This is a genomic window from Flavobacterium sp. AK-301, assembly GCF_058310215.1.
Window position 1 is genome coordinate 376,878 of sequence record NZ_JBZEES010000003.1, and the last position, 24,077, is coordinate 400,954.

The 24,077-nt window shown below is 31.8% G+C and carries 26 protein-coding genes; 12 read left to right on the plus strand and 14 right to left on the minus strand.

The features are described from left to right. Positions 1-12 precede the first annotated feature (12 nt). The 3 genes from AC4FQX_RS07535 to AC4FQX_RS07545 form a co-directional block, all read right to left on the minus strand. Positions 13-219 (minus strand): hypothetical protein, encoded by a 207-nt coding sequence (locus tag AC4FQX_RS07535; protein WP_491167068.1) that lies wholly within the window; start codon positions 217-219, stop codon positions 13-15. A gap of 577 nt (positions 220-796) precedes the next feature. Beyond that, positions 797-2,830 (minus strand): M16 family metallopeptidase, encoded by a 2,034-nt coding sequence (locus AC4FQX_RS07540; RefSeq protein WP_491167069.1) that lies wholly within the window; start codon positions 2,828-2,830, stop codon positions 797-799. 3 nt (positions 2,831-2,833) lie between these two features. Then, positions 2,834-4,168 carry a M16 family metallopeptidase gene (locus AC4FQX_RS07545; RefSeq protein WP_491167070.1) on the minus strand — a complete coding sequence of 445 codons (1,335 nt, stop codon included), beginning with the start codon at positions 4,166-4,168 and terminating at the stop codon, positions 2,834-2,836. A gap of 258 nt (positions 4,169-4,426) precedes the next feature. Between AC4FQX_RS07545 and rplU the strand changes: the two genes are divergently transcribed. After that, complete coding sequence (gene rplU / locus AC4FQX_RS07550; protein ID WP_491167071.1) at positions 4,427-4,792, plus strand: 50S ribosomal protein L21; 366 nt, start codon at positions 4,427-4,429, stop codon at positions 4,790-4,792. 19 nt (positions 4,793-4,811) lie between these two features. Beyond that, positions 4,812-5,072, plus strand: coding sequence for a 50S ribosomal protein L27 (gene rpmA / locus AC4FQX_RS07555; protein WP_491167072.1), 261 nt, complete (start codon positions 4,812-4,814; stop codon positions 5,070-5,072). Positions 5,073-5,188: 116 nt separating this feature from the next. On the opposite strand, the gene AC4FQX_RS07560 is transcribed toward rpmA, so the two are convergent. The 3 genes from AC4FQX_RS07560 to ahcY form a co-directional block, all read right to left on the minus strand. Beyond that, positions 5,189-5,593, minus strand: a complete 405-nt coding sequence (locus tag AC4FQX_RS07560; protein ID WP_491167073.1) for a hypothetical protein — start codon at positions 5,591-5,593, stop codon at positions 5,189-5,191. A gap of 130 nt (positions 5,594-5,723) precedes the next feature. Then, positions 5,724-6,308, minus strand: coding sequence for an HdeD family acid-resistance protein (locus tag AC4FQX_RS07565; RefSeq protein WP_491167074.1), 585 nt, complete (start codon positions 6,306-6,308; stop codon positions 5,724-5,726). Between the two features lie 272 nt (positions 6,309-6,580). Next, positions 6,581-7,897, minus strand: a complete 1,317-nt coding sequence (gene ahcY, locus AC4FQX_RS07570) for an adenosylhomocysteinase (RefSeq protein ID WP_491167075.1) — start codon at positions 7,895-7,897, stop codon at positions 6,581-6,583. A gap of 159 nt (positions 7,898-8,056) precedes the next feature. Between ahcY and AC4FQX_RS07575 the strand changes: the two genes are divergently transcribed. From AC4FQX_RS07575 to AC4FQX_RS07595, 5 genes are all read left to right on the plus strand, one after another. Next, positions 8,057-8,701 carry a 4'-phosphopantetheinyl transferase family protein gene (locus AC4FQX_RS07575; RefSeq protein ID WP_491167076.1) on the plus strand — a complete coding sequence of 215 codons (645 nt, stop codon included), beginning with the start codon at positions 8,057-8,059 and terminating at the stop codon, positions 8,699-8,701. 67 nt (positions 8,702-8,768) lie between these two features. Next, a complete protein-coding gene (pnuC, locus tag AC4FQX_RS07580) occupies positions 8,769-9,392 on the plus strand; it encodes a nicotinamide riboside transporter PnuC (protein ID WP_491167077.1) in 624 nt (207 codons plus the stop codon). After that, positions 9,353-10,966: a DUF4301 family protein gene (locus tag AC4FQX_RS07585; RefSeq protein WP_491167078.1), complete on the plus strand. Its 1,614-nt coding sequence runs from the start codon at positions 9,353-9,355 to the stop codon at positions 10,964-10,966. The genes pnuC and AC4FQX_RS07585 overlap by 40 nt, the downstream gene beginning before the upstream one ends. Beyond that, complete coding sequence (gene arfB / locus AC4FQX_RS07590; RefSeq protein WP_491167079.1) at positions 10,966-11,373, plus strand: alternative ribosome rescue aminoacyl-tRNA hydrolase ArfB; 408 nt, start codon at positions 10,966-10,968, stop codon at positions 11,371-11,373. The genes AC4FQX_RS07585 and arfB overlap by 1 nt, the downstream gene beginning before the upstream one ends. A 259-nt stretch (positions 11,374-11,632) precedes the next feature. After that, complete coding sequence (locus AC4FQX_RS07595; protein WP_491167080.1) at positions 11,633-13,840, plus strand: TonB-dependent receptor; 2,208 nt, start codon at positions 11,633-11,635, stop codon at positions 13,838-13,840. Positions 13,841-14,021: 181 nt separating this feature from the next. Here the strand turns inward: AC4FQX_RS07595 and AC4FQX_RS07600 are convergent, their stop codons facing one another. After that, complete coding sequence (locus AC4FQX_RS07600; protein WP_491167081.1) at positions 14,022-14,444, minus strand: Rieske (2Fe-2S) protein; 423 nt, start codon at positions 14,442-14,444, stop codon at positions 14,022-14,024. A 157-nt stretch (positions 14,445-14,601) separates the two neighbouring features. Between AC4FQX_RS07600 and greA the strand changes: the two genes are divergently transcribed. Together greA and AC4FQX_RS07610 are read left to right on the plus strand one after the other, a co-directional pair. Further along, complete coding sequence (gene greA, locus AC4FQX_RS07605; RefSeq protein WP_491167082.1) at positions 14,602-15,078, plus strand: transcription elongation factor GreA; 477 nt, start codon at positions 14,602-14,604, stop codon at positions 15,076-15,078. A 46-nt stretch (positions 15,079-15,124) separates the two neighbouring features. Beyond that, complete coding sequence (locus AC4FQX_RS07610; protein ID WP_491167083.1) at positions 15,125-15,514, plus strand: HIT family protein; 390 nt, start codon at positions 15,125-15,127, stop codon at positions 15,512-15,514. A gap of 51 nt (positions 15,515-15,565) precedes the next feature. Here AC4FQX_RS07610 and AC4FQX_RS07615 read toward each other — a convergent pair whose 3' ends face one another. Then, the gene (locus tag AC4FQX_RS07615) at positions 15,566-16,720 is read right to left on the minus strand and encodes a sensor histidine kinase (protein WP_491167084.1); all 1,155 of its coding nucleotides are present in this window, start codon (positions 16,718-16,720) and stop codon (positions 15,566-15,568) included. Between the two features lie 162 nt (positions 16,721-16,882). Here AC4FQX_RS07615 and AC4FQX_RS07620 point away from each other — a divergent pair, with 162 nt between their 5' ends. The 3 genes from AC4FQX_RS07620 (at position 16,883) to aat (ending at position 18,843) form a co-directional block, all read left to right on the plus strand. Next, positions 16,883-17,758, plus strand: a complete 876-nt coding sequence (locus tag AC4FQX_RS07620; protein WP_491167085.1) for a flavin reductase family protein — start codon at positions 16,883-16,885, stop codon at positions 17,756-17,758. 2 nt (positions 17,759-17,760) lie between these two features. Continuing rightward, entirely contained in the window at positions 17,761-18,138 is a 378-nt protein-coding gene (locus AC4FQX_RS07625; protein ID WP_491167086.1) for a DUF3127 domain-containing protein, read from the plus strand. Between the two features lie 69 nt (positions 18,139-18,207). After that, positions 18,208-18,843 carry a leucyl/phenylalanyl-tRNA--protein transferase gene (gene aat, locus AC4FQX_RS07630; RefSeq protein ID WP_491167087.1) on the plus strand — a complete coding sequence of 212 codons (636 nt, stop codon included), beginning with the start codon at positions 18,208-18,210 and terminating at the stop codon, positions 18,841-18,843. Positions 18,844-18,912: 69 nt separating this feature from the next. Here the strand turns inward: aat and AC4FQX_RS07635 are convergent, their stop codons facing one another. From AC4FQX_RS07635 to AC4FQX_RS07660, 6 genes are all read right to left on the minus strand, one after another. Continuing rightward, positions 18,913-19,479: a DNA-3-methyladenine glycosylase I gene (locus AC4FQX_RS07635; RefSeq protein ID WP_491167088.1), complete on the minus strand. Its 567-nt coding sequence runs from the start codon at positions 19,477-19,479 to the stop codon at positions 18,913-18,915. A gap of 139 nt (positions 19,480-19,618) precedes the next feature. Beyond that, positions 19,619-20,443, minus strand: coding sequence for a translation elongation factor Ts (gene tsf / locus AC4FQX_RS07640; protein ID WP_491167089.1), 825 nt, complete (start codon positions 20,441-20,443; stop codon positions 19,619-19,621). A 98-nt stretch (positions 20,444-20,541) separates the two neighbouring features. Beyond that, a complete protein-coding gene (gene rpsB, locus AC4FQX_RS07645) occupies positions 20,542-21,312 on the minus strand; it encodes a 30S ribosomal protein S2 (protein WP_491167090.1) in 771 nt (256 codons plus the stop codon). Between the two features lie 169 nt (positions 21,313-21,481). Then, a complete protein-coding gene (gene rpsI, locus AC4FQX_RS07650; protein ID WP_491167091.1) occupies positions 21,482-21,868 on the minus strand; it encodes a 30S ribosomal protein S9 in 387 nt (128 codons plus the stop codon). Next, positions 21,868-22,323 carry a 50S ribosomal protein L13 gene (gene rplM / locus AC4FQX_RS07655; RefSeq protein ID WP_491167092.1) on the minus strand — a complete coding sequence of 152 codons (456 nt, stop codon included), beginning with the start codon at positions 22,321-22,323 and terminating at the stop codon, positions 21,868-21,870. The genes rpsI and rplM overlap by 1 nt, the downstream gene beginning before the upstream one ends. Positions 22,324-22,678: 355 nt before the next feature. Then, positions 22,679-24,055: a TackOD1 domain-containing metal-binding protein gene (locus AC4FQX_RS07660; protein WP_491167093.1), complete on the minus strand. Its 1,377-nt coding sequence runs from the start codon at positions 24,053-24,055 to the stop codon at positions 22,679-22,681. Between the last annotated feature and the right edge of the window lie 22 nt (positions 24,056-24,077).

The window sequence follows — 24,077 nt, forward strand, 5'->3', positions numbered from 1 at the left end:
TTTCATTAGAACTTAGATTCTGTTATCGGGACCAACAACAATGAAATTTGTTGATATAACAAACCAATTCATTTCTTCTTTTTTGATAAGTTCTTTTAAGTCAGCAGAGCTTTCTACTGAAACATCAACATTACCATCTTTTGCAGTAGCAAATGACGAAATAAAGAATGTGCAGGCACAAATAAGCCCCAAAGACAATTTTAAAGTCTTGTTTTTCATAATAGTTTGATTTAATATTATACTTTTTCAACTAATAAGGTATTATTTTTTAAATAAAAACATAATACCATTATAATTTAGGCTAAAATAAAAATAAATTTCTAATTATTAACTATTTGTTTTTTTTATTTTTAAAAACAGGTAAAATTTTTATAAAAACTCATGGTAATAAGTGATTTTAAGGAGATTTAAATTAGAATGAAAAGTAAAAATGAACAATAAGCGTTTAGATGTTTTATTCTTTTATCTAAATATCTTTATAAAAGCCTAAATTTTTCAGGTCGTATTTCTCTAAATCAGATATAAGGGAGTTTAATATAATTAACACTTGTATATAGGATGATTAAAAAAGGCATTTAATCGTTAAATAAAGTAGTAGAGTTGTATAAGCGAATATTGTAAATCTAATAAGAGAGAATAGTACTATTAAAGAACAAATGAAAAGGAATACGTATTTTACTTTTTGCTAGGGTATTAAAATTTTGCAAAAAAGGAAGATTTTTTTAGTTTAAAGGAGTTGTTTTACAATAAAATAGGCTGTTACTCACAGCCTATTTTGGTGTATTTAGATATAGCTTTATTCAAAATCAGCTTCAGTAACATCTTTATTGATCTTGATTTCGGATGCTGTAAATTCAATTTCAAATCCTGCATTTATAACAGTTTTGAAAGGAAATTTTAACCCTTTTACTTCTTTATAATCTGATAATGTAGTAGTAACACTTTGTGTTCCTTCTGTTAAGCTTTCGGCAATTTTTAGTCCGGAAACAGTATCAAAAAACAAGGTTCTTTTTCCGTTTTTCAGCACATAAGCATCTTTACCGTTGATATTTTCTATTCCTGACAGAGTAACTTCTTTATTGTTTAAAAGGTTTAATTCAGGAAACGGGGCAGCGGAAGCTTTTATTTCGGTTAATTCCATTTCAGTAAGCTCCATTTTTTGTCCTTGTTGAACTTTATAACCTTTGTTGTTGTTTAGTACCTGTTTCATCATCGTCATGCCCATGGCGTTCATTTCTGAGCTGAATTTCTGGTCTGCACTTACTTTTGTGATTAATTCTAAAGACATTCCTTGTGCAGTACCAATTGATTTTATGTAAACAGTTTTGACTTCTTTAGCTGCTTTTTCTCCACCAATAGCTTTGATATAGTTTTCCAGAACAGATTTAGCAGTAACATTCGCCTGAACAGTTTTTTGTTCTGGTTTAGCAACAGAATTTCCAAATCGGTCAAAGTAGAATATTGGTATATTCAGTTTTTCAAGTTTCGGTAACACATCATTTGCTTTACCAACAATAATGATTCTTGAATTGTCATACATAAAATATTTTTTTGCTGCGTTCATTACCTGTTCAGGAGTTACAGCATTAATATTTTTAATGTAGTTTTCATAAAAATCTTTTGAGAGATTTTGAGTTTCAGTGTTTAAAGCATAACGGGCAATGGTTTGAGGTTTTTCCATCTGCATTACGAAGTTTCCGATATATTTTGCTTTTGCAATTTTTAATTCTTCGGCAGTAACTTTTTCGTTTCTTATTTTTTTCAGTTCCTTCAGTATTTCAACAACAGCACTGTCTGTAACTGTATTTCTTACAGAGGCAGATGATCTGAATTTTGTTACATATTTGTTTCCGTTAATAGTAGAATAAGAACCGTAAGTCCATCCGTGTGCTTCTCGCAAGTTTAAGAATAAACGTCCTTCTGCACCACCACCAAAAATCTGATTAGCTAATAGAGTGGCAAAATAGTCTTTATCATTCATTTTTAAGCTAACCGTATTTACTACTGCTATTTCAGATTGTACAGCATTGGACATATCAATAAAGTTGATCTGTGTGTATTGTACATTTTTAGGTTCAGAGTAGGTAATTACAGGAGCTTTTGCGTTTCTCCATAAGCTGAAATATTTTTCAACTAGTGCTTTTGTTTCATCAAATTTTACATCTCCTATAATAACCAAATAAGCATTATGAGGCACAAAATAAGTGTTGTAGTGCGTTTTTACATCATCAAGAGTAACATTATTTATTGTAGCTTCACTCATATATTCACCATTAGGGTGGTTTTTACCAAATGTTAGGATATTTTCTACCCTTTGAGCATTAGCAGCAACACTTTTTTCGTCTGCTTTTAAGCTTTCGATCATTTTTGCTTTTTCCTTATCAAATTCTTCCTGAGTAAAATTGGGATCTAAAGCTCCTGATGCCATTAGTTCCATTACTTTACTGTAATATTTTGATAAAGAGCTAGCATAGGCTCCAGAAGAATAAAATCTGATTGAAGCTCCTAAAAAGTCAATTTCTTCATTGAAGTCGTTCTTTGAAATTTTGCTGGTGCCGTTACCTATAAGGCTTCCGGTTAGATTATCGATTCCTTTTTTATTTCCTTCGGTAAAAGGATAGTTATCAATTGTAAGATTGATGGACACTCTCGGTAATTTATGGTTTTCTACCACCATTACCTTTAGTCCGTTCGGGAGTTGAAATGTCTGAGGTTTTCCAACGTTCACTGTTGGTGATGGTCCCGGTTTTGGTTGGGTTCTGTCAGTTTGTGCTTGCATAGATAAGGTTAAAAACAAACCAGTTATTATAAGGTATATTATTTTTCTCATGGTTTAAAGTTTCTTTGTTTCAGGTTTTTCTTGTGAAGGGATATAATCTAATAATACTCTTTGGTTAGGGTTTAGATATTTTTTTGCAATCTCTCTGATCTCTTCCCTTGTAATGGAGCGATAAATGTTGATTTCGGTATTGATCAGATTTGTGTCACCATAAAGTAAATAATAAGTCGCAAGATTATCTGCGACACCTTCCACATTTGAATTGTTGTTTACATAATTATTTTCAAATTTATTCTGTAATTTTTGATAATCATTTTCAGAAATTAAATTAGTCTGAAGTTTTACAATTTCTTCATCTACCTCTTTAGTCAGATCGGATATTGTAGCAGGAGCCATAGGTAATCCATAAATAATATAAGTGCCATAATCTTCTTGGCTGTAATTGAAAGCGCCTATTTGTAAGGCCATTTTTTTATCGTCTACGATTTTTTTGTATAATTTGGAACTTTTCCCGTCCGTTAAGTAAGAGGAGATCATATCCAGGACTCTTGCGTCACGGGTTTTCATGGACGGAGTTCTATAAGCTGCAGTCATCATCGGAATCTGGATATTTGGATCCTCATAAGTTGCTTTTATTGTTTCAGTAATTGGGCTTTCTTCGTATTGTTGACGAACGATTGGAGTTCCTTTGGCAATAGGTTCAAAATATTCCTTGATCCATTTTTTTGCCTCATTAGTTTGGAAATCACCTGCTACAACCAGAACAGCATTGTTCGGGATATAGAATTTTTTATTAAATGCTTGAAATTCAGCAAGAGTTGCAGCGTCTAAATGTTCTATAGAACCGATAGTCGTCCAGCGATACGGATGTTTGTTGAATACTCTTTTCTTTATTTCCTGAATTACAGCACCATAAGGGCTGTTGTCATAACGAAGTCTTTTTTCTTCTTTTACAACTTCATTTTGTGTATTTACTCCAATCTGATTAATTACCGGATGCATCATTCTTTCAGATTCCATCCATAAAGCCAGTTTCAGGTTGTTTGAAGGGAAAACTTCATAGTAATATGTTCTGTCTTCAGTTGTATTTGCATTATTGGTTCCTCCGTTTGCTGTAACGATTTTGAACCATTCACCTCGACCGATGTTTTTTGTTCCTTCAAATAATAAATGTTCAAAGAAATGAGCAAATCCGGTACGATCCGGGGTTTCGTCCTTAGCGCCAACATGGTACATTACAGATGTTATTATTACCGGAGCAGAATTATCCTGATGCAAAATAACATGGAGACCATTATCTAAATTGTATTCTTCAAATGCTACGTTCTGAGCAGAAGCAATACTTCCAAATGTGATGAGTGTACTCAAAGCCATTATATATTTTTTCATAATGATTAATAATTTTGTTTGAATTAGATATAGTCATTAGACTATAATAGATTAAGGTTGTTACAACAAATCTAACTTTATTTTGTTAATATTGGGTTTTTTTGATTCTTTTTTAATTTAATCAACCTAAAAAACAGATAATTCATAAAGTCCTGATTCAGTGGGTTCTCACAGAGGTGTATTTTTTCTGGTAACCAATTGCATAATAAAGAATTAATTGTATATTTGCAACCTTAAAATTAATTAAACAACATTGTTATGTACGCAATCGTAGAGATAGCAGGGCAACAATTTAAAGTAAGCAAAGACCAAAAGGTTTATGTACATCGTTTAACTGATAATGAAGGAGATGCAATTTCTTTTGCAAAAGTTCTTTTATTAGATAATGAAGGTACAATTACCCTAGGCGCCCCAGCTGTAGAAGGTGCTTCAGTAGAAGCCAAAGTGTTAAAACACTTAAAAGGAGATAAAGTAATCGTTTTCAAAAAGAAAAGAAGAAAAGGTTACAAAAAGAAAAACGGTCACCGTCAGTATTTAACTCAAATCGTAATTTCCGGAATCACAGTTCCTGGAACTAAGAAAAAAGAGACTAAGAAAGCGAAAGAAGAAAATCAAGAAAAATAACATTAAAAACTAATACATCATGGCTCACAAGAAAGGTGTCGGTAGTTCCAAGAATGGTAGAGAATCAGAATCAAAACGTTTAGGTGTTAAGATTTTTGGTGGTCAGGCTGCTATTGCAGGGAACATCATTGTAAGACAAAGAGGTTCTAAGCATAATCCAGGTGAAAATGTTTACATGGGTAAAGATCACACTTTACATGCTAAAATTGATGGAGTTGTAAAATTCCAGAAAAAAAGAGATAATAAATCGTTCGTTTCTATTGTTCCTTTTGAAGCATAAGAGAATCCGATTTTTAGATATAAAAAACCCTTTTACAATTTGTAAAAGGGTTTTTTTGTTTTGACCTTTCTGATAGGTTATTTTATTTTAGCTTCATCTGCAACATTTTCCACATTTTATTTTGTGTTTGTTAGAGCATCTTTAGCATCTTGTTTTGCTTTTTCAGCATCTTCTTTTACGTTATCTACAGCTTTGTTTGTAGCATCTTTAACGTCCTGAGCGGTTTTAGTTGCTTCTTCTTTAGTAGTTTCCCATAAGCTTTTTGCTTTGTTAACTGCTTCCTGAGCAACTTTTTCAGCTTCTTTATCTCCTTTTTCTTTTGCTTCTTCAAGAGATTTTTCAGCATTTTTTAAATCAGCTTCTACTTTATCAAGAGTAGTTTCAGTAGTTGATTCGGCTGTAGTTGTTACTTCTGTTGCTTCTATCCCTTCTTCAGTTACAACAGGAACAGGAGTTTCTTTTTTACAAGATGTAGCAAATAATAATCCAAATAAAGCTACAGTTAAAGTTAATTTTTTCATTACAATTTATTTTAGAATTAACTGTAAAATTATAAAAAATAACAATCAATCAATCTGTATTTTCTAAAAAAACAGAATATATGTTTTTAATTTAAAAATTTAAAAAAGCCTTTTTTATTGCTTAAAATATTTATTTACTAAAGTGTTTTTTGGATACAGAATGTAATTTTTTAAGCTTGAATGATAAAAACACTCTGAAAATACCATAAGTGATAAACGCCAGAGCAGTCCAGAATATAATTGATAACCCTCCAAAAATAGGGTTCCAGATCATTATGAATGAAAAGATTAATCCTAATACTCCCAGAGTTAATAACCATCCCCATTCCTGAACACCAAATGATTTCATGTCAAGTGAATATCCAATAGCAGACATGGATCGAAACATTAGCATGAAACCTACATAGAAAGGTAAAACTGCCAGAGATAAACCAGGATTAGAAATTAACCATAATCCAAACAGCAGATCAATTATTCCACTTGCCAAAACCCATCCCCAATTATCAATTCGGTCTTTATTGCTGATTGAAAAGATAATTTCAAAAATACCGTTTACAAGAAATGTTATGCTGAAAAGGATTGCTAATGTTAAATAAGATTCCAATGGGGTTTTTAAAATCCAAAATCCCAGTAATATAAATAGAACCCCTACAATAAGGGATAAATACCAATGTTTAACAGCATTTTTCACTGTTTTAAATACTTGATTTTCCATAATTTATAATAATTAAGTTATTTGTTACTAAATTTAGTGATTTAGTAACGATTTGTGAATTTATAATTGGTAAATTATATATAAATTATTTAGTTTTCAAAGAGTAGTTAAAAGATAAACTATTATATTAATCTTTTAGTCATAATAGAAGAAGCCCAATATTTAAGCAATTAATACTTAGATAATGGACTTCTTTGTTTTGTAAAACAGAAATTCTACAATGTAGATTGTTAGTTGTAACAATGGTATTATTATAGAAAATTGTTTTGTGGTTAGTATCTATAATATTCCGGTTTAAATGGACCGGTAACTTCAATACCAATATAAGCTGCCTGTTCTTCATTTAAAGTTTCCAGTTCGACACCTAACTTTGCCAAGTGTAAAGCAGCTACTTTTTCATCTAAATGTTTAGGTAGCATATAAACTTCATTTTTATAGTTGGCACTGTTTTTCCATAATTCGATCTGAGCCAAAGTCTGGTTTGTGAATGAATTACTCATTACAAAGCTTGGATGACCAGTTGCACAGCCTAAATTTACTAAACGACCTTCAGCCAGGATAATAATATCTTTTCCGTTGATTGTATATTTGTCTACCTGCGGTTTGATTTCGATTTTTGAAGCACCGTGATTTTTGTTTAACCATGCCATATCTAATTCGTTATCAAAATGACCGATATTACAAACGACAGTTTTGTCTTTCATTTTTTCAAAATGCCTTCCTACAACAATATCTTTGTTTCCGGTTGTTGTAATAATGATATCAGCAGTAGCAATAGCAGTATCTAGTTTTTTTACTTCATAACCATCCATTGCAGCTTGTAAAGCACAAATTGGATCAATTTCAGTTACTGTTACAATTGAACCAGCTCCTCTGAATGAAGCTGCGGTACCTTTACCAACATCCCCATAACCACAAACAATTACTCGCTTTCCGGCAAGCATAAGATCCGTAGCGCGACGAATAGCATCAACAGCACTCTCTTTACAACCGTATTTATTATCAAATTTTGATTTAGTAACAGAATCATTAACATTGATTGCAGGCATTGGTAAAGTACCATTTTTCATTCTTTCATACAAACGGTGAACACCAGTTGTCGTTTCTTCAGACAATCCTTTGATTCCCGCAACTAATTCAGGGTAACGATCAATAACCATATTGGTAAGATCTCCACCATCATCTAAGATCATATTTAATGGTTTTCTGTCTTCCCCAAAAAATAAGGTTTGTTCAATACACCAGTCAAAATCTTCTTCATTTAACCCTTTCCATGCGTAAACAGAAATACCGGCTGCTGCAATTGCAGCTGCTGCCTGATCCTGAGTAGAAAATATATTACAGGAACTCCAGGTTACTTCTGCACCAAGAGCGACCAATGTTTCAATTAGAACAGCAGTCTGGATAGTCATGTGTAAGCAACCAGCAATACGAGCACCTTTTAAAGGCTGTTCGTTTTTATATTCTTTACGAAGTGCCATTAATCCCGGCATTTCAGCTTCAGCTAATTCAATTTCTTTTCTTCCCCAACCTGCTAGAGAAATGTCTTTTACTTTAAAAGCCACAAAAGGCAATGTTTTTGAACTCATGTTGTATATTTGTGTTAGCAAAAATTAGGATACAAATTTACGGAATTACTTTTATTTAAATTAGCGTTCTGAATAAATTGTGACTTTGTCAATGTGCTAATGATCTGAAATACAATAACCTGAATTTAAAAATCAAAAAGTAAAACTCGTAATATAATAATGTCGCACTATAAAACTATCACTGTTACAGATACTATTCAGGTTTTTGTCTGGAAAATAACAGAAACATTCGATTCTCTTTTTAAAGAAGTTCAGCTTAAAGAGTCCAGTTTATTGCGCCTGAATATGATGAAGTCAGAAAGCCATAAAAGAGGGTTTTTAAGTGTAAGAAAGTTGTTGGAACAAGCCGGCTATACAGATTTCGATTTATTCTATGATCAGAACGGAAAACCACATCTTAAAGATGGTAAAAATATTTCAATAACACATTCCTTCGATTTTTCTGCTATAATCATAAGTGATAAAGTAGTGGGTATTGATATTGAGTTAAGAAGGGATAAAATAAAAAAGATCGCAGATAAGTTCATTGATTACGAGTTCAGTTTTCTGGATCAGGAAGATGAAAAGAGTTATATCAGTAAACTTACTGTAATATGGGGTGTAAAAGAAGCTTTGTATAAAATATGTACAAAGCCAAAAATGAGTCTTAAACAGAATGTAAAGGTTATTCCTTTTGAACTGGAAGAAAAAAAAGGAATAGCATGGTTGCAGTTTGAGGAGATAAATAAAATGTATCCGATTTATTTTGAGGAAATTGACCAATTTACCTTGGTGTATGCCGTTGGAGATACCTTTCTTTTTTAATGAAGATCAATAAATTTAAATATATGAAAAATAATTGCACGAGATCTGTCAGAAAAAAATATTGGTTATGGTAGAATTTTTTCTAAATGTCTATAAAGATAAAAGCACACTAGATATTATATTAGAGACTATTGTTTTTGTCTTTGGTATAATAAGTGTTTATTATGCTAAAAAAGAAAATATATTGGTTTACCCGACAGGGTTAATAGCTACAATCATAACGGTTTATTTACTATATACAGTTCAGTATTTTGCTGATATGACTTTAAATGCTTATTTCTCAATAATGAGTATTTACGGATGGTATAACTGGTCCAGAAAAATAAATAATCAGTATGTCATACCTATTTCCCGTACCAGTCTTAGAGAAAAGATAATCGGAGTAGGGTTATTTATATTGACGATATTAGTTACCTACATTATCTATCATTTATTCGGTCATGAGATACGACCGGAAAATTATATTGATATAGTTACTTCAGCAATATTTTTTACAGGGATGTGGTATATGGCGATCAAGAAGATCGAAAATTGGACTCTGTGGATTATAGGAGATTTTATTTCAATACCTTTGTATGCTTATAGAGGGTTGTGGATATTATCTCTACAATATGTCGTTTTTACAATTTTAGCAATTTCAGCTTATATAGAATGGAAGAGGATTTTAAGCAACAATCAACAGAGATTATAAAACAGCTCACTAAAACCAGAGAACAAGGTTTTTCATCAGAAGATTATGTTCAGATGTATCATCATGGTGTTGATATTGAAAAAATTCAGAATCATTTAGATATTTTGAAAAAGGGAGTTGCTAAGATAAAGTTAGAACGACCAGCTACAATAGGAGATGGAATTATTAAGTTTTCAGGAAGAGAAATTTTAAATTACACTAGTCTTTTTGAAGCAGAAAATGACAATTATAAAATTATAAAATTTGTTCCGGCTTCTGGAGCTGCCAGTAGAATGTTCAGTTTTTTAAATGAATTTTTAAATGAATTCAGACTGGGGAAAGAAACGGTTAATGCTTATATTAATCGAAAGAAAGAGACTTCTTTACCTGTTTTCTTTATAGGACTTGATAAATTGCCTTTTTATAAAGAAGTATTAGCGAAGACCAGAGTTATACATCCGGAATATGGGAAATGGACAAGTGATCTGAGATTTTTCTATTTTGTAGAGGTTTTATTGTCTTCGGAATATTTTGATTATGCAAATAAACCAAAAGGAGTTTTGCCTTTCCATAGATATAAAAAGAATCAGATAACACCTATTGAAGAGCATCTGAGAGAAAGTGTTTATTATGCGAATTCAGAAGGTATATCTCATTTGCATTTTACAATTTCAGAAAAACATTACGAAGAGTTTAAATCAGTTTTAAATTCAGTTAAGCCCAAAGTAGAATCAGATACAAAAGTATCTTTTGATATTAATTTTTCATATCAGGATAAAAAAACAGACACGATTGCAGTCGCTTTAGAGAATGTACCTTTAAGAGATAATAATGGACAGCTTATTTTCAGGCAGAGTGGACACGGAGCATTAATTGAAAATTTAAAGAAATTAGATGCAGATATTATCTTTATTAAAAATATTGATAATATTATTCAGAATCATATAAGAACAATTTCTAAATATAAAAAATGTTTAGCAGGAGTTCTGATATATTTACAGAAGCTGATATTTTCATACTTAAGGATATTAGACGGAAATATTGTAACAGAAGAAATTATATCTGAAATTGTAAATTATTCTGTTCAGAATTTAAATATTCAGATACCAATGGAGTTTTCCAAGTTTACAATAGAAAATAAGATCAGTTATTTGATTGAAAAACTGAATAGACCAATACGGGTTTGCGGGATGGTCAAAAATGAAGGAGAACCGGGGGGAGGACCTTTCTGGGTACGTGATGCGAATGGAACTATTTCATTACAGATAGTAGAGACCTCACAGATTGATATCAACAATAATGAGCAGGTTCAGGTTTTAGAAAATGCAACTCATTTTAATCCTGTTGATCTGGTTTGCGGAATAAAAAACAGTAAAGGAGAGACCTTTGATTTAGATAAATTTGTTAATACTGATAGTGGTTTTATCGTTCAGAAGAATACTGGTGGAAAGGAACTGAAATCATATGAACTTCCAGGGTTATGGAATGGTGCTATGTCAAACTGGATTACTGTTTTTGTAGAAGTTCCTTTAATTACTTTTAATCCAGTTAAAACCGTAAATGATCTATTAAAACCGGTACATCAGCCTATATAATGAATAAAGAGAAGATAATATCAGAATTACAGTTCAAAGCAGTAAGAAGCAGTGGTGCAGGAGGACAAAATGTTAATAAGGTTTCTTCAAAAGTTGTCCTTAGTTTTGATCTGAATAATAGTCAGGCAGTATCGGATAATGAAAAACAGTTGCTTCTGGAAAAACTTGCTTCAAAACTCACCAATAGCCAGATATTGATTTTAAATTGTGATGAAGACCGTAGTCAGATTCGAAATAAAGTACTCGTAATTAATAGGTTTATTAACATAATAGAACAGGCTCTTATTATCTCTAAAATAAGAAGACCAACTAAAATCTCAAGAGCTGCTGTTAAAAGAAGGATACAAAGTAAACAGAATCATTCTCTTAAAAAAGAACTCAGAAAAAGGCCAAATCGTTTTGAATGAGAGGGCTCTAAGATATTATTTGAATTTTAAAGCTCTTATTTAAAATTAATCTGTATATCTCAAAACTTTTTTATTACTTTTGTTCTGTCTCAAAGGGGTGCTCAAAATAACGAGCTGAGATTATACCCAAAGAACCTGGGCAGGTAATGCTGCCAAGGGAAATAAGATATTAGGAAGTGTGCACGCTTTTTTTGTCTGGAAACTATCTATTTATTATTAACAAAGAATAATTACCCCTTTTATTCGTGATTTTTTACGAATGGAAATTATATTCAAAATTATTGACGTGATTTCGTCAGCAGGAAGTTTATGTTTAAAAACAGTTAAAAATCCTTTTGTAGCACAACTAACTGTTATCATCTTTTTATTATCCATACCTATTTATGCTCAGGAAACTATTCCTGTGGATTCTACAAAAATAAAGGAGTTAAGCCTTGATGAAGTATTAGTGTCGGCAGTTAGAGTGACGGCACAAACACCGGTAACCTTTAGTAATCTGACTAAAAAAGAATTTGGCAAACGAAATCTGGGGCAGGATATTCCTGTTTTAATGAATTATTTACCATCAGTTGTAACAACAACAGATGCCGGTAATGGGGTCGGTTATAGTGGAATCAGAGTTAGAGGATCAGATGCGACCCGTGTCAATGTAACAATTAACGGGATTCCATATAATGATTCCGAATCACAAGGAACATTTTGGGTTAATATGCCTGATTTCGCTTCTTCTGTAGAGAGCCTTCAGCTTCAGAGAGGTGTAGGAACCTCTACAAATGGTTCAGGGGCTTTTGGTGCCAGTTTAAATATGCTTACAGATAAAGTTTCTGAAGAAGCAAATGGTGAGATTTCCAATTCCTTTGGTAGTTTTAAAACCAGAAAGCACACAGTTAAATTCAGTACAGGGAAATTAAATGACCATTTTGAATTAGCAGGACGTTTATCTATTCTTAAATCAGATGGTTATATCGACAGAGCTTTCTCTGATTTAAAGTCTTATTTTCTTCAAGGATCTTATGTTGGGAAGACCACATTTATAAAAGCATTGGTTTTTGGAGGAACACAAACTACCTATCAGGCATGGAATGGAATTGATAAAGAGACCTTAAAAAAAGATCGCAGATATAATTCAGCCGGAAGATATACTGACGAGAACGGAAAGATTCATTTTTATGATAACGAAGTAGATCATTATAATCAGGATCATTATCAGTTACACTGGAATGAAAAAATAGAAGAGTACTGGAGTACTAATCTCGCGTTTCATTATACAAGAGGGAAAGGATATTTTGAAAACTATAAAGAAGACGCTCGTTTTGCGGATTATGGTTTAAAAGAAATTGTTATTGAAGGTACAACTATAAATACAACAGATCTGATCAGACGTAAATGGCTGGATAATTATTTTTACGGAACCACATTTTCTGCAAATTATAAGAAAGATAATTTAGACTTTATAGTAGGAGGAGGATGGAATAAATATGAGGGAAATCATTATGGAAATGTAATTTGGGCAAGATATGCCTCTGGCAGTGAGTCAGAGATTCGTTACTATGATGATGATGCAAACAAGACTGATTTTAATGTTTTTGCAAAAGCAAATTACAGACTAAATAATCAATGGAGTCTTTTCGGAGATTTACAATATCGTACTATTAATTACCGGGCTGATGGGAATGAAACAGGTCTAGTAGATGACACTTTTAATTTTTTTAATCCAAAAGTAGGGATAACGTATACTTTAAATGAACAAAATAATTTGTATTTCTCATATGCCAGAGCAAACAGAGAACCAAGAAGGAATGATTATAAAAGTGGTAGTATTAAGCCCGAGAAATTAAATGATTTTGAGCTGGGTTGGCGTTTTGTATCTGAAAACACAAGATTGAATGTAAACGCTTATTATATGCGTTATAAAGATCAGTTAGTTTTAACAGGAGAATTAAATGATGTTGGAGCTCCTGTAACTACAAATAGTGGAGATAGTTATCGTTTGGGGCTGGAAATAGATGCAGATATTGCATTATCCGATAAATGGTCGCTCAGACCTAATTTGGCATTAAGTGATAATAAAAATATTGATTTTTACGATCAGAAAGAAGGAGTTTTACAGAATTTAGGAAAAACGAATATTGCTTTTTCTCCGTCTGTAGTTGCAGGAAATGCGATAACATTTAAACCGAAAGAAAATTTACAGTTTTCTTTTCTATCAAAGTTAGTAGGAGAACAGCATATGGGAAATATTGATGCTGTTGATTCAAAATTAGATAGTTATTTTGTAAATGATTTTAATGTAGTATACGAAGTACAGACTAAAAATATATTTAAATCAATTGTTTTTTCTGCTTTGGTCAATAATATTTTTGATACTAAATATGAGTCAAATGGATATTATGATTCACAATATGGACCAGGATATTATCCACAGGCAGGGATTAATTTTTTAATTGGAATGCAGCTGAAGTTTTAGATTATTTGATAGCTAGAAATCAACTGTTGATCAGCCTTTGGCTGATGTTAGTATAGTTATTTTAAAGGTCAGGAGACCTTTAATCGCACCTGCCAAGTCAGAGATATTTGCAGAGCAGAATCATATCCAATATGATTTCTAGCTATCAAATAATTCAAAAATTGAGTAATCGATATAAAAATTAGTTATAAATTCTGATTATATTGCCGTTAACCTGTACTCTATAAGGTTTCATGGTATATTGTCCTTCTCCAACACCTGTGAACAGACTATATTCTAAATTATCACAAGGACAAATAGCATTTATTCCTTTAATTGTCATTCTGGAACATTCATTGGGATATTGATTAGGGCAATTAGCTTCAAAAGCACGATAATCAGTCTCACTCACCTTCATTACAATGATTCCTTTTACGCCTATTCCCACCTGTGTAATAAGTACAGGGTTACTGACATATTTTAAATTGCTGTAAGAAGGAAGGTTTGTGTTAATGTCAATTGAGAATGAATACTCAGGGATGTATGGGTTTTTATTTTTCACACTATCTTTCGAACAACTAAATAGAAATAAAATTCCAAAAGTCAGGATTAGTAATTTTTTCATTTTTATAAAGGCTATAATTCAAACAAAAATAAATTAATTAACTTTGAATTCATATATCATTAAGTATAAATTATGGATTGATATAAAAATTAATATCTTTGCAAATAAGAAGTCCCATTCGTGTGGGATTTTTTCTATTTATATAAACGATGAAGTTATGAGTAAAGTATCTTATTATACAGCGGAAGGATTAAAAAAATTAAGAGATGAATTAGATTATCTGAAAAATGTGATGCGTCCAAAAGCTTCACAAGATATAGCAGAGGCAAGAGATAAAGGAGATTTGTCTGAGAATGCAGAATATGATGCAGCAAAAGAAGCACAAGGATTATTAGAAATGAAAATTTCTAAAATGGAAGAAGTATTTGCTAATGCAAGATTAATTGATGAATCGCAATTAGACACTTCAAAAGTATTAGTGCATTCTAATGTGAGGATCAAAAATAAAGCCAATGGAATGGAAATGAAATATACATTGGTAGCAGAAAGTGAAGCGGATTTAAAAACCGGGAAAATATCAGTAACTTCTCCGATTGGAAAAGGTTTATTAGGTAAATCAGTAGGAGAAGTGGCAGAGATTGTAGTCCCTAATGGAACATTACTATTTGATGTTTTAGAGATTACAAGAGACTAATGTAATACCCGTTTTTTGAATAATTCATAAATTAAACTATAAACCTATGGCTTCTATATTTACCAAAATTGTGAATGGAGAAATTCCTTGTTACAAAGTTGCAGAAGATGAAAAGTATTTCGCTTTTTTAGATGTTAATCCTAATGCTAAAGGACATACTCTATGTATTCCAAAGAAAGAGATCAATAAGATTTTTGATATGGAAGAAGAAGATTATTTAGGTCTGATGAAGTTTTCACGTAAAGTAGCTATTGCTTTAGAAAAAGCAGTGTCATGTAAACGTGTTGGGATGGCTGTAGTTGGATTAGAAGTGCCGCATGTACATGTACATTTGATACCTCTGAATGAGATGAAAGAAATGACTTTTCAGTATAAAGTAAGTTTAGAAAAAGAAGAGTTTGAAGCCCTGGCTAAAGACATACAGAGCTATTTATAAAGAAGTTTCTTTAAAGATTTAAACAGCTGTAATAATTGTATTACGGTTGTTTTATTTTAGAGCCTTTTTTAATATGATCTGCATAATTGTTCCTTTTCCTATTTCTGATTGAAGAACCTTAATCTTGCCTTTGTGATATTCTTCAACAATCCTTTTCGTAAGAGAAAGACCCAACCCCCAGCCTCGCTTTTTAGTAGTAAATCCGGGGTCAAAAATATTTTTGAACAGTTTTTTAGGGATACCATTTCCAGTATCCTGTACTAGAATTTTTACTGTTTTATCATTATCTATGATAGAAACAGACAGTTTGCCTCTTCCTTTCATGGCGTCGATAGCATTCTTCATCAAATTTTCAATAGTCCAGCTGTGCAGGGAAGGATTGAGCATAACAGGTATGCTGTATTGTGGTAGATCTAATGAAAATTCTATCTGACTAGAAAAACGAGACTGTAAATAATCAAAAGATTGTTTCGTTTCCTGTACAAGATCTCTTTTTTCAAGAATTGGTTTTGAACCTATTTTAGAAAAACGATCAGTGATTGTTTGTAACCGGGCAATGTCTTTCTGAATTTCAGTTATAATAGTTTCATCTACATTATCTGCTTTCATGATTTCTAGCCATCCTATTAAAGAAGAAAGAGGAGTGCCGATCTGATGTGCCGTTTCTTTTGCCATACCTGCCCAAAGTTTATTTTGAGTGGCTATTTTATTGGCTTGATAAAAATTCAGAACAATTCCTATGAACATTATTATTATTAATATTAATGCTAAAGGGTAATATTTAAGTTTTTTCAGTAAAGGAGAATTTCCATAATATAATAAATTTGATTTTCCCTCATCATATTCCATTACAATAGGTTTATTATTGTTCTTTAAACTCTTTAGCAGGAAATTTGCCTTTTTTTTATCTCTTGTAATCGCTTGATCAATATTGACCATTCTGATTATACTGTCTTTTTCATTAGTAAGGATAATGGGGATTGAGGAATTTTTACTGATTATCAATAATGAAAGTTCAACATCAGTATCTTCCAGATCTGCTTTATTGAGAGTTGTCTGGGCTTCTGCCCAAAGTTCCATTTTTATACGCTCCTCGTTTTTAAAGGTCTGAAAAAAGGTATAAGTATTCCAAAGGATAAGAATAACAAGATTAAACGAAGCTAAGATTATTATCCAGCGTATTAAATTCTTTTTAGAAGACTCCATGTCTGTATTTTTGAAAGGTTAAATATAGTGAAATAGTTTTTTGTCGTACTAAAATCAATGTAAAGAGGCTGAAATAATTAAGTTAAATATTTGATTAATAATCTAATTTAGTGAATGAACAGTTCAATACTATTTTCTATTTTTGTTTAAAACTATACTATTATGATTAGTGTTGATCCAAAAGAACTCTCTACAGCTAAATTACATGGATATTTGTTAGGTTCTGTTGGTCCGAGACCGATAGCACTTGCCAGTACAATAGATGAACAGGGAAGATCCAATCTTTCTCCTTTTAGTTTTTTTAATGTTTTTAGTGCGAATCCTCCTATTTTAGTTTTTTCTCCTGCAAGACGCGTTAGAGATAATACTATCAAGCATACCCTGATCAATGTTGAAAAAACAAGAGAAGTTGTAATTAATGTTGTAAATTACGAAATAGTACAACAGGTATCTCTTTCAAGTATTGAATACCCGGAAGGAATTAATGAGTTTATCAAGGCAGGATTAACAGCAGTACCATCAGATGTTGTAAAGCCTTTCAGAGTACGTGAATCACCTGTTCAGTTTGAATGTAAAGTAAATGAAGTGATACATTTGGGGGAAAATGGAGGAGCCGGTAACCTAATCATTTGTGAAGTAGTAAAACTACATATTCACGAAGATATTCTGAATGAAGATGGGGTTATAGATCAGTTTAGAGTAGATCTGGTAGCTAGAATGGGAGGAAACTGGTATTCAAGAGCAAATAAAGGACTTTTTAAAGTTCCTAAACCCATAGCAACAATCGGTATAGGAGTAGATTCGATTCCGGATTTTGTCAAAAACAGTGCTGTTTTTAACGGGAATGATTTGGGGATGTTAGGCAACATAGAAAAATTGCCTACAAAAGAAGAAATTAATATCTTTGTAAAAGAGAATTTTGCCGTTAAAGGAGTTTTAAGTTCAGATGATGAACAGAAAATTCATTTAAAAGCAAAAGAATATTTAAATAACCAAGATATACTTTCCGCATGGAAAGTATTATTAGCAAAAAAATAATTATGGAAGTTACAGGCAAAATTAAAGTGATCGATGAAACTAAGACTGTCGGAGCAGGAGGATTTAGAAAAAGAGAGTTAGTAGTAACTACAGAGGAGCAATATCCACAACATATTCTTATTGAATTTGTTCAGGACAGATGTGATTTATTAAATAATTTTAGTATTGGAGAACCTGTAAAAGTATCTATTAATCTAAGAGGTAGAGAATGGGTTAATCCACAAGGAGAAACAAAATATTTCAATGCAATTCAGGGATGGAAGATAGATAAAGTTCAGACTGAAGTTCCATCACAGCAAATGCCGCCAATGCCTGCTGCAGATGCTTTTGAACCTGCATCAAATTTTAAAGAAGAAGATCACGACGATTTGCCTTTCTAAAATATAGTAAGCCTCAAATTTCTTTTGAGGCTTTTTTCTCTTCTTTGTTTTTAATAAACTTTTGTTCAAATGTATTTTTTGACAAGCGAATTATCTTTCCCCTCGGTTTCTTTAGCTTCTTCAGATGGTCTCGTAGCTGTTGGTGGAGATCTGTCCGTAGAAAGGATTATATTAGCCTACAGATCTGGTATCTTTCCTTGGTTTGAGGATAATGATCCAATTTTATGGTGGAGTCCCAGTTGGCGAATGGTTTTGTTTTTAGATGAACTCAAAGTGTCTAAAAGTATGCGTAATATTTTAAATAGAAATATATTTCAGATTACTTTCAATAAAGATTTCAGAGCAGTAATTTCCAATTGTCAGAAAATGAAAAGAGAAGGGCAGCAGGGAACCTGGATCACTAAAGAAATGGAAGAAGCATATTGTAAACTTCATGATCTGGGGTATGCAAAATCTGTTGAGGTATGGCAGGATGATGAACTGGTAGGAGGTTTATATGGTATTGATCTTGGGCATGTTTTTTGTGGAGAAAGTATGTTTTCAAAAGTCAGTAATGCCTCAAAAGCAGCATTCATTTCGTTAGTTGAACGATTAAGAAAAGAGAATTATAAACTGCTGGACTGTCAGATTTATAACGATCACCTAAATAGTCTGGGTGCCAGAGAAATAGAAAGAGAAAAGTTTATAAAAATACTCAAAAGTTAATAGTTTATGTTATAGTGTGCCATATTAAATTATTGTATTCAATTCATTTTTAATATGTAAGTTTCCACATTATTTCTCTGTTCTTTTCCAGCAATCTATAGTATGATCATCTACCATTCCTATAGCTTGCATTTTAGCGTATATTACAGTTGAGCCTACAAATTTAAAACCTTTCTTTTTCATATCCTTACTTATAGAATCTGAAAGAGGTGTAGTTGCTGGTATTTCCGATAGATCCTTCCGGTGATTGATTATAGGTTTTTGATCTACAAATCCCCAAATGTATTTTGAGAAACTACCGTATTCTTTCTGTATTTCCATAAAAGCCTTAGCGTTAGAGATCGCTGCTCTTATTTTTAACTGATTTCTGATAATTCCTGCATCCTGTAGTAATTCCTGTACTTTTTCTTCAGTGTAATTTGCTATTTTAATATAATCAAAGTTATCAAAAGCAAGTTTGAAATTTTCTCTTTTTCGGAGGATAGTAATCCAACTTAATCCCGCTTGAAAAGTTTCTAAAATAAGAAATTCAAATAATTTTTTATCATCATATAAAGGAACACCCCATTCTTCATCATGATATTTTTGATAAAGAGTATCGTCTTTACACCATTTACATCTTATTTTAGACTCCATAATTATTTTGATTTTTGAATTCATTCAAATATAAAGAAAAACCCCAAATCTAAATGAAATGGGGTTTTATTATTTTGTAGTTTTAATAGTAAAGATATACTGCTGTACTGGTACTGCTGTGTATTTCTACTGTAAAAGATTAACCTAAAGCAGCTCTTTTAAATCCTGTAACTACTAAATCTTTATCAAGAGATTTAACGTAGGCAGCAACACTTAATTTACTGTCTTTAATATAATCCTGGTTCACTAAAGTATTATCTTTAAAGAAACGTTGTAATTTACCTTTAGCGATGTTTTCCAACATGTTTTCCGGTTTACCTTCCTGACGTAACATATCTTTAGCGATCTCGATTTCTTTTTCAATTGTAGCTGCATCAACACCTTCTTCATTTAAAGCGATAGGAGCCATGGCTGCTGCCTGCATTGCAACGTTTTTAGATACATCTTCAGCACCTGCTACGTTAGCAGAAAGAGATACAATAGTAGCAATTTTATTTCCGGCGTGGATATAAGATCCGACAAATGAACCTTCTAATTTTTCAAAAGTACCAATTTCGATTTTTTCTCCTATAACACCCGTTTGCTCGATTAATTTATCAGCAACAGTAATACCGTTGAAGTCTGCTGCTAAGAAAGCTTCTTTTGTAGGGAAGTTCAAAGCTAAATTAGCAAGATCATTAGCTAATTTTACAAATGATTCATTTTTACCTACAAAGTCAGTTTCACAGTTTAATGTGATAACCACACCAGCTGTTTTATCTGCATTAATTACAGCAATAGCAGCACCTTCAGTAGATTCTCTGTCAGATCTGTTAGCTGCAACTTTTTGCCCTTTTTTTCTTAAGTTTTCAATTGCCAAATCGAAATCCCCATCAGCTTCAACTAGTGCTTTTTTACAATCCATCATCCCTGCACCAGTGATAGTTCTTAATTTATTTACGTCTGCAGCAGTAATATTTGCCATTTGTGTATATTTTTAAGGTTAAAAAAGAAGTCGTTATGTTGATTAATAACTACAAAAGCAGTTCTCCATCAACATAACGACTTTATTATAAATAATTCTTATTCTTCAGTAGAAGCGGTAGTCTCAGGAGCAACAGTTGCTTCAGTCGGAGCTGGAGTCGGTTGTGTATCTTTCTCAGCATTTCTCTCAGAAAGACCTTCAATTACAGCAGAAGTTACTAAAGATAAAACTTTATCAATAGATTTAGAAGCATCATCATTTGATGGAATAACAAAATCAACCTCTCTTGGGTCAGAGTTTGTATCAACCATTGCAAAAACTGGAATGTTTAATTTTTGAGCTTCTTTTATTGCTATGTGTTCAGATTTAATATCAACTACAAACAACGCTGCCGGTAATCTGGTCATGTCCGCGATAGAACCTAAGTTTTTCTCAAGTTTTGCACGTAAACGATCTACCTGTAAACGTTCTTTTTTAGAAAGTGTATTAAAAGTACCGTCTTTTTTCATTCTGTCAATAGAAGCCATTTTTTTAACAGCTTTTCTGATAGTTACGAAGTTAGTCAGCATACCACCCGGCCATCTTTCAGTGATATAAGGCATGTTAGCAGCTGCAGCTTTTTCAGCTACGATATCTTTTGCTTGTTTTTTGGTAGCTACGAAAAGTATTTTTCTACCTGATGCAGCGATTTTTTTAAGAGCTTCATTAGCTTCTTCAATTTTTGCTGCAGTTTTATATAGATTGATAATGTGAATTCCATTACGCTCCATATAGATGTAAGGAGCCATGTTTGGGTCCCATTTTCTAGTCATGTGTCCAAAGTGAACACCTGCTTCTAGTAAGTCTTTTACTTCTATTTTGTTTGCCATTTTTTGTAATAGTTTACGTTCCGTTGACTAGCAATGTTTAAGTGGCGAAATTTTCGGCCTTAACCATTTAGATGCTAAACTAATTCCCTTCGAGGGTCAACAACAACTAATTTTTTTAAATTCAATTAATAAATGAACTGTATCTTGTTCAAATAAAACAAGGTAAGTATTAACGTTTAGAGAATTGGAATTTCTTACGCGCTTTCTTCTGACCGAATTTCTTACGCTCAACCATTCTAGGGTCTCTTGTTAATAAACCTTCTGGTTTCAAGATAGATCTGTTTTCAATTTCTACTTCACACATTGCGCGTGCAATAGCCATTCTTACAGCCTCAGCTTGTCCAGTTACACCACCACCATATACATTTACTTTTACGTCAAAGTTAGTAGCGTTTTCTGTAAGAGAAAGTGGCTGCATTACTTTATACTGTAAAGTTGCTGTAGGGAAGTAAGTTGCTAATTCTTTTTTGTTTACTGTGATAACTCCTGTTCCTTCTGAAACGTATACACGAGCAACAGCGGTTTTTCTTCTACCGATTTTGTGAATAACTCCCATTACTTAAGATCGTTTAAATTAACGGTTTTAGGTTTTTGAGCCTCATGTTTGTGCCCAGTACCTACATTTACATTTAAATTACGGAATAGTTCAGCACCTAATTTATTTTTAGGTAACATTCCTTTGATAGCTTTTTCTACTAAAAGTGCAGGGTTTTTTGCCTGTAACACTTTTGCAGTTAAAACTCTTTGACCACCTGGGTAACCGGTATGACGAATGTACTGTTTGTCATCTAGTTTGTTACCAGTTAGATTGATTTTTTCTGCGTTAATAACAATTACGTTATCTCCACAGTCCACGTGCGGTGTATAACTTGGTTTGTATTTACCTCTTAATAGCATTGCTACTTTTGAAGCAAAACGACCTAAGTTATGACCTTCAGCATCTACAATAATCCACTCTTTTTGTACAGTGGCTTTATTAGCTGAAATTGTCTTGTAGCTTAATGTGTTCACAATTATTTATTTTAATTAAACATTCCATCCCCAATAAAGGGGTTGCAAAAGTACAATTAATTATTTTAATTACAAACACACATAAAAGAATATTTTAAGTGTTGATTATCAGTGAAAAATCTTTATGATCTGTTTCAGATTAAAAGATAATCATTTCTGATTCTTTTTCAAAAAGAGCCAAATTTAAGAAAATGAAGGAATAGAAAAGCAATAATTGTATACTGGTTAATAAACCGTTTTAAATTTAATAAAAAAGTTTATCCCGAAAATAGTCTTTTATATATTATAAGAATTAAATCATTTAATGATAAATTAAATTATAATTACATATAAATGAATTAGTGTTTAAAGTATATTAATTTAGATAAGGCAATTCTTCTTCTGTTTTTAAGTCATGAATTTTTAAATCTATAGTAATGGTTTGATCCTTAATATTATCAGATAATAGTTTAACAAGGTTATAGCGGATTATTTCTAGTCGGTTTAATTCATTGTTTTTTGTATCGGGAAGCAAAATATAGTATTCATTATAATGAGGTGTTGTTATTATATCACTGGATAGCAGATAAGAATTTATTATTTGGCAGATTTCTCCTTGAAGTTGTTCTTTAAAAGAAAGATTAAAAGAATCCAGTTTTGAGTTATTTTTAAAAGTAATTATAGCCATATGACTTTGTATTCCTTTTATTTTTATCCTTTGTAGTTCCTGGTTTACAATTATGCTAAACAAATACATATCTATATTGTTAAAAGCTCCAATGGTCTGTAAGCTTTTATTTATTTTGCCCGAACTGGATAGGAATTCCTTACCTCTTTGTGTAATGGTATATTCTCCTATTGTTTTTTTTAACAGATCAAACAGATCGTTTTCATATTCACAATCCAGACAGACAGCGATCATTTCTGAATTCTGAAATGTGTGATAACATTCTCCGCAGGAGTACACAGTAGAAGGTTTATCATAGTCAACTCCAATGTGTCTTAATGTTTTATTGCATTTTGGGCATTCCAGAAGGTCTAGTTTTTTGAAATTATTTTCAGGAGCAACATGAGCACATACAAAATGATGAATCAAATCCTGAGGTTTTATGTTACTTGTGTTACATTTTGGGCACACTTCTTTGAAGTTGAGAAAATTACCTTTACAGTTTTTACAAAGATGTATATGATCTTTAATTTTTATATCTAAATAGCCGTTTTGAACGATCTTATTTAGTATTCTCAAAAGTTCTATACCTTCTTTGTTATTATATAATAAGCTGATGTAAGGATAAGTATACCCAATATGATTTTTTCGTGATAAAACAGGAGTTAGGGTTTCATTTCGTGTATATAAGTAAGCTAATATTTTATATATTATTCCTTTTTCAGTAGTATGATCCTGTCTTTTAAATATTGTTTTTAATCGGTTGTTTATACTGGCTACTTTTTTTAAAGTGACCGAAATTTGTGACATATCTAAATAATTATCACAATGCACTATGATTTTTCCAGGATACTTTAAGTGTTGGAGGAGGAGTATCGGTTTTAAGCTAATTGTAATACATTCTTGTTTTCTTATAAAAAGAACTATTTTTACAGCTTCACTTTTTACAGCAGTATCAATAATAAAGCCATCATATTTTTTAAGGGATTGCTCTGTTAAGTCTGAGATCTGTTGTATTCGAAATAGAGAATGATCATTATAATTGATCTCTTGTGAATCACTTTCATTTTTTGATGTATTTTCCATTTTGAAAGGATTTAAATTAGTT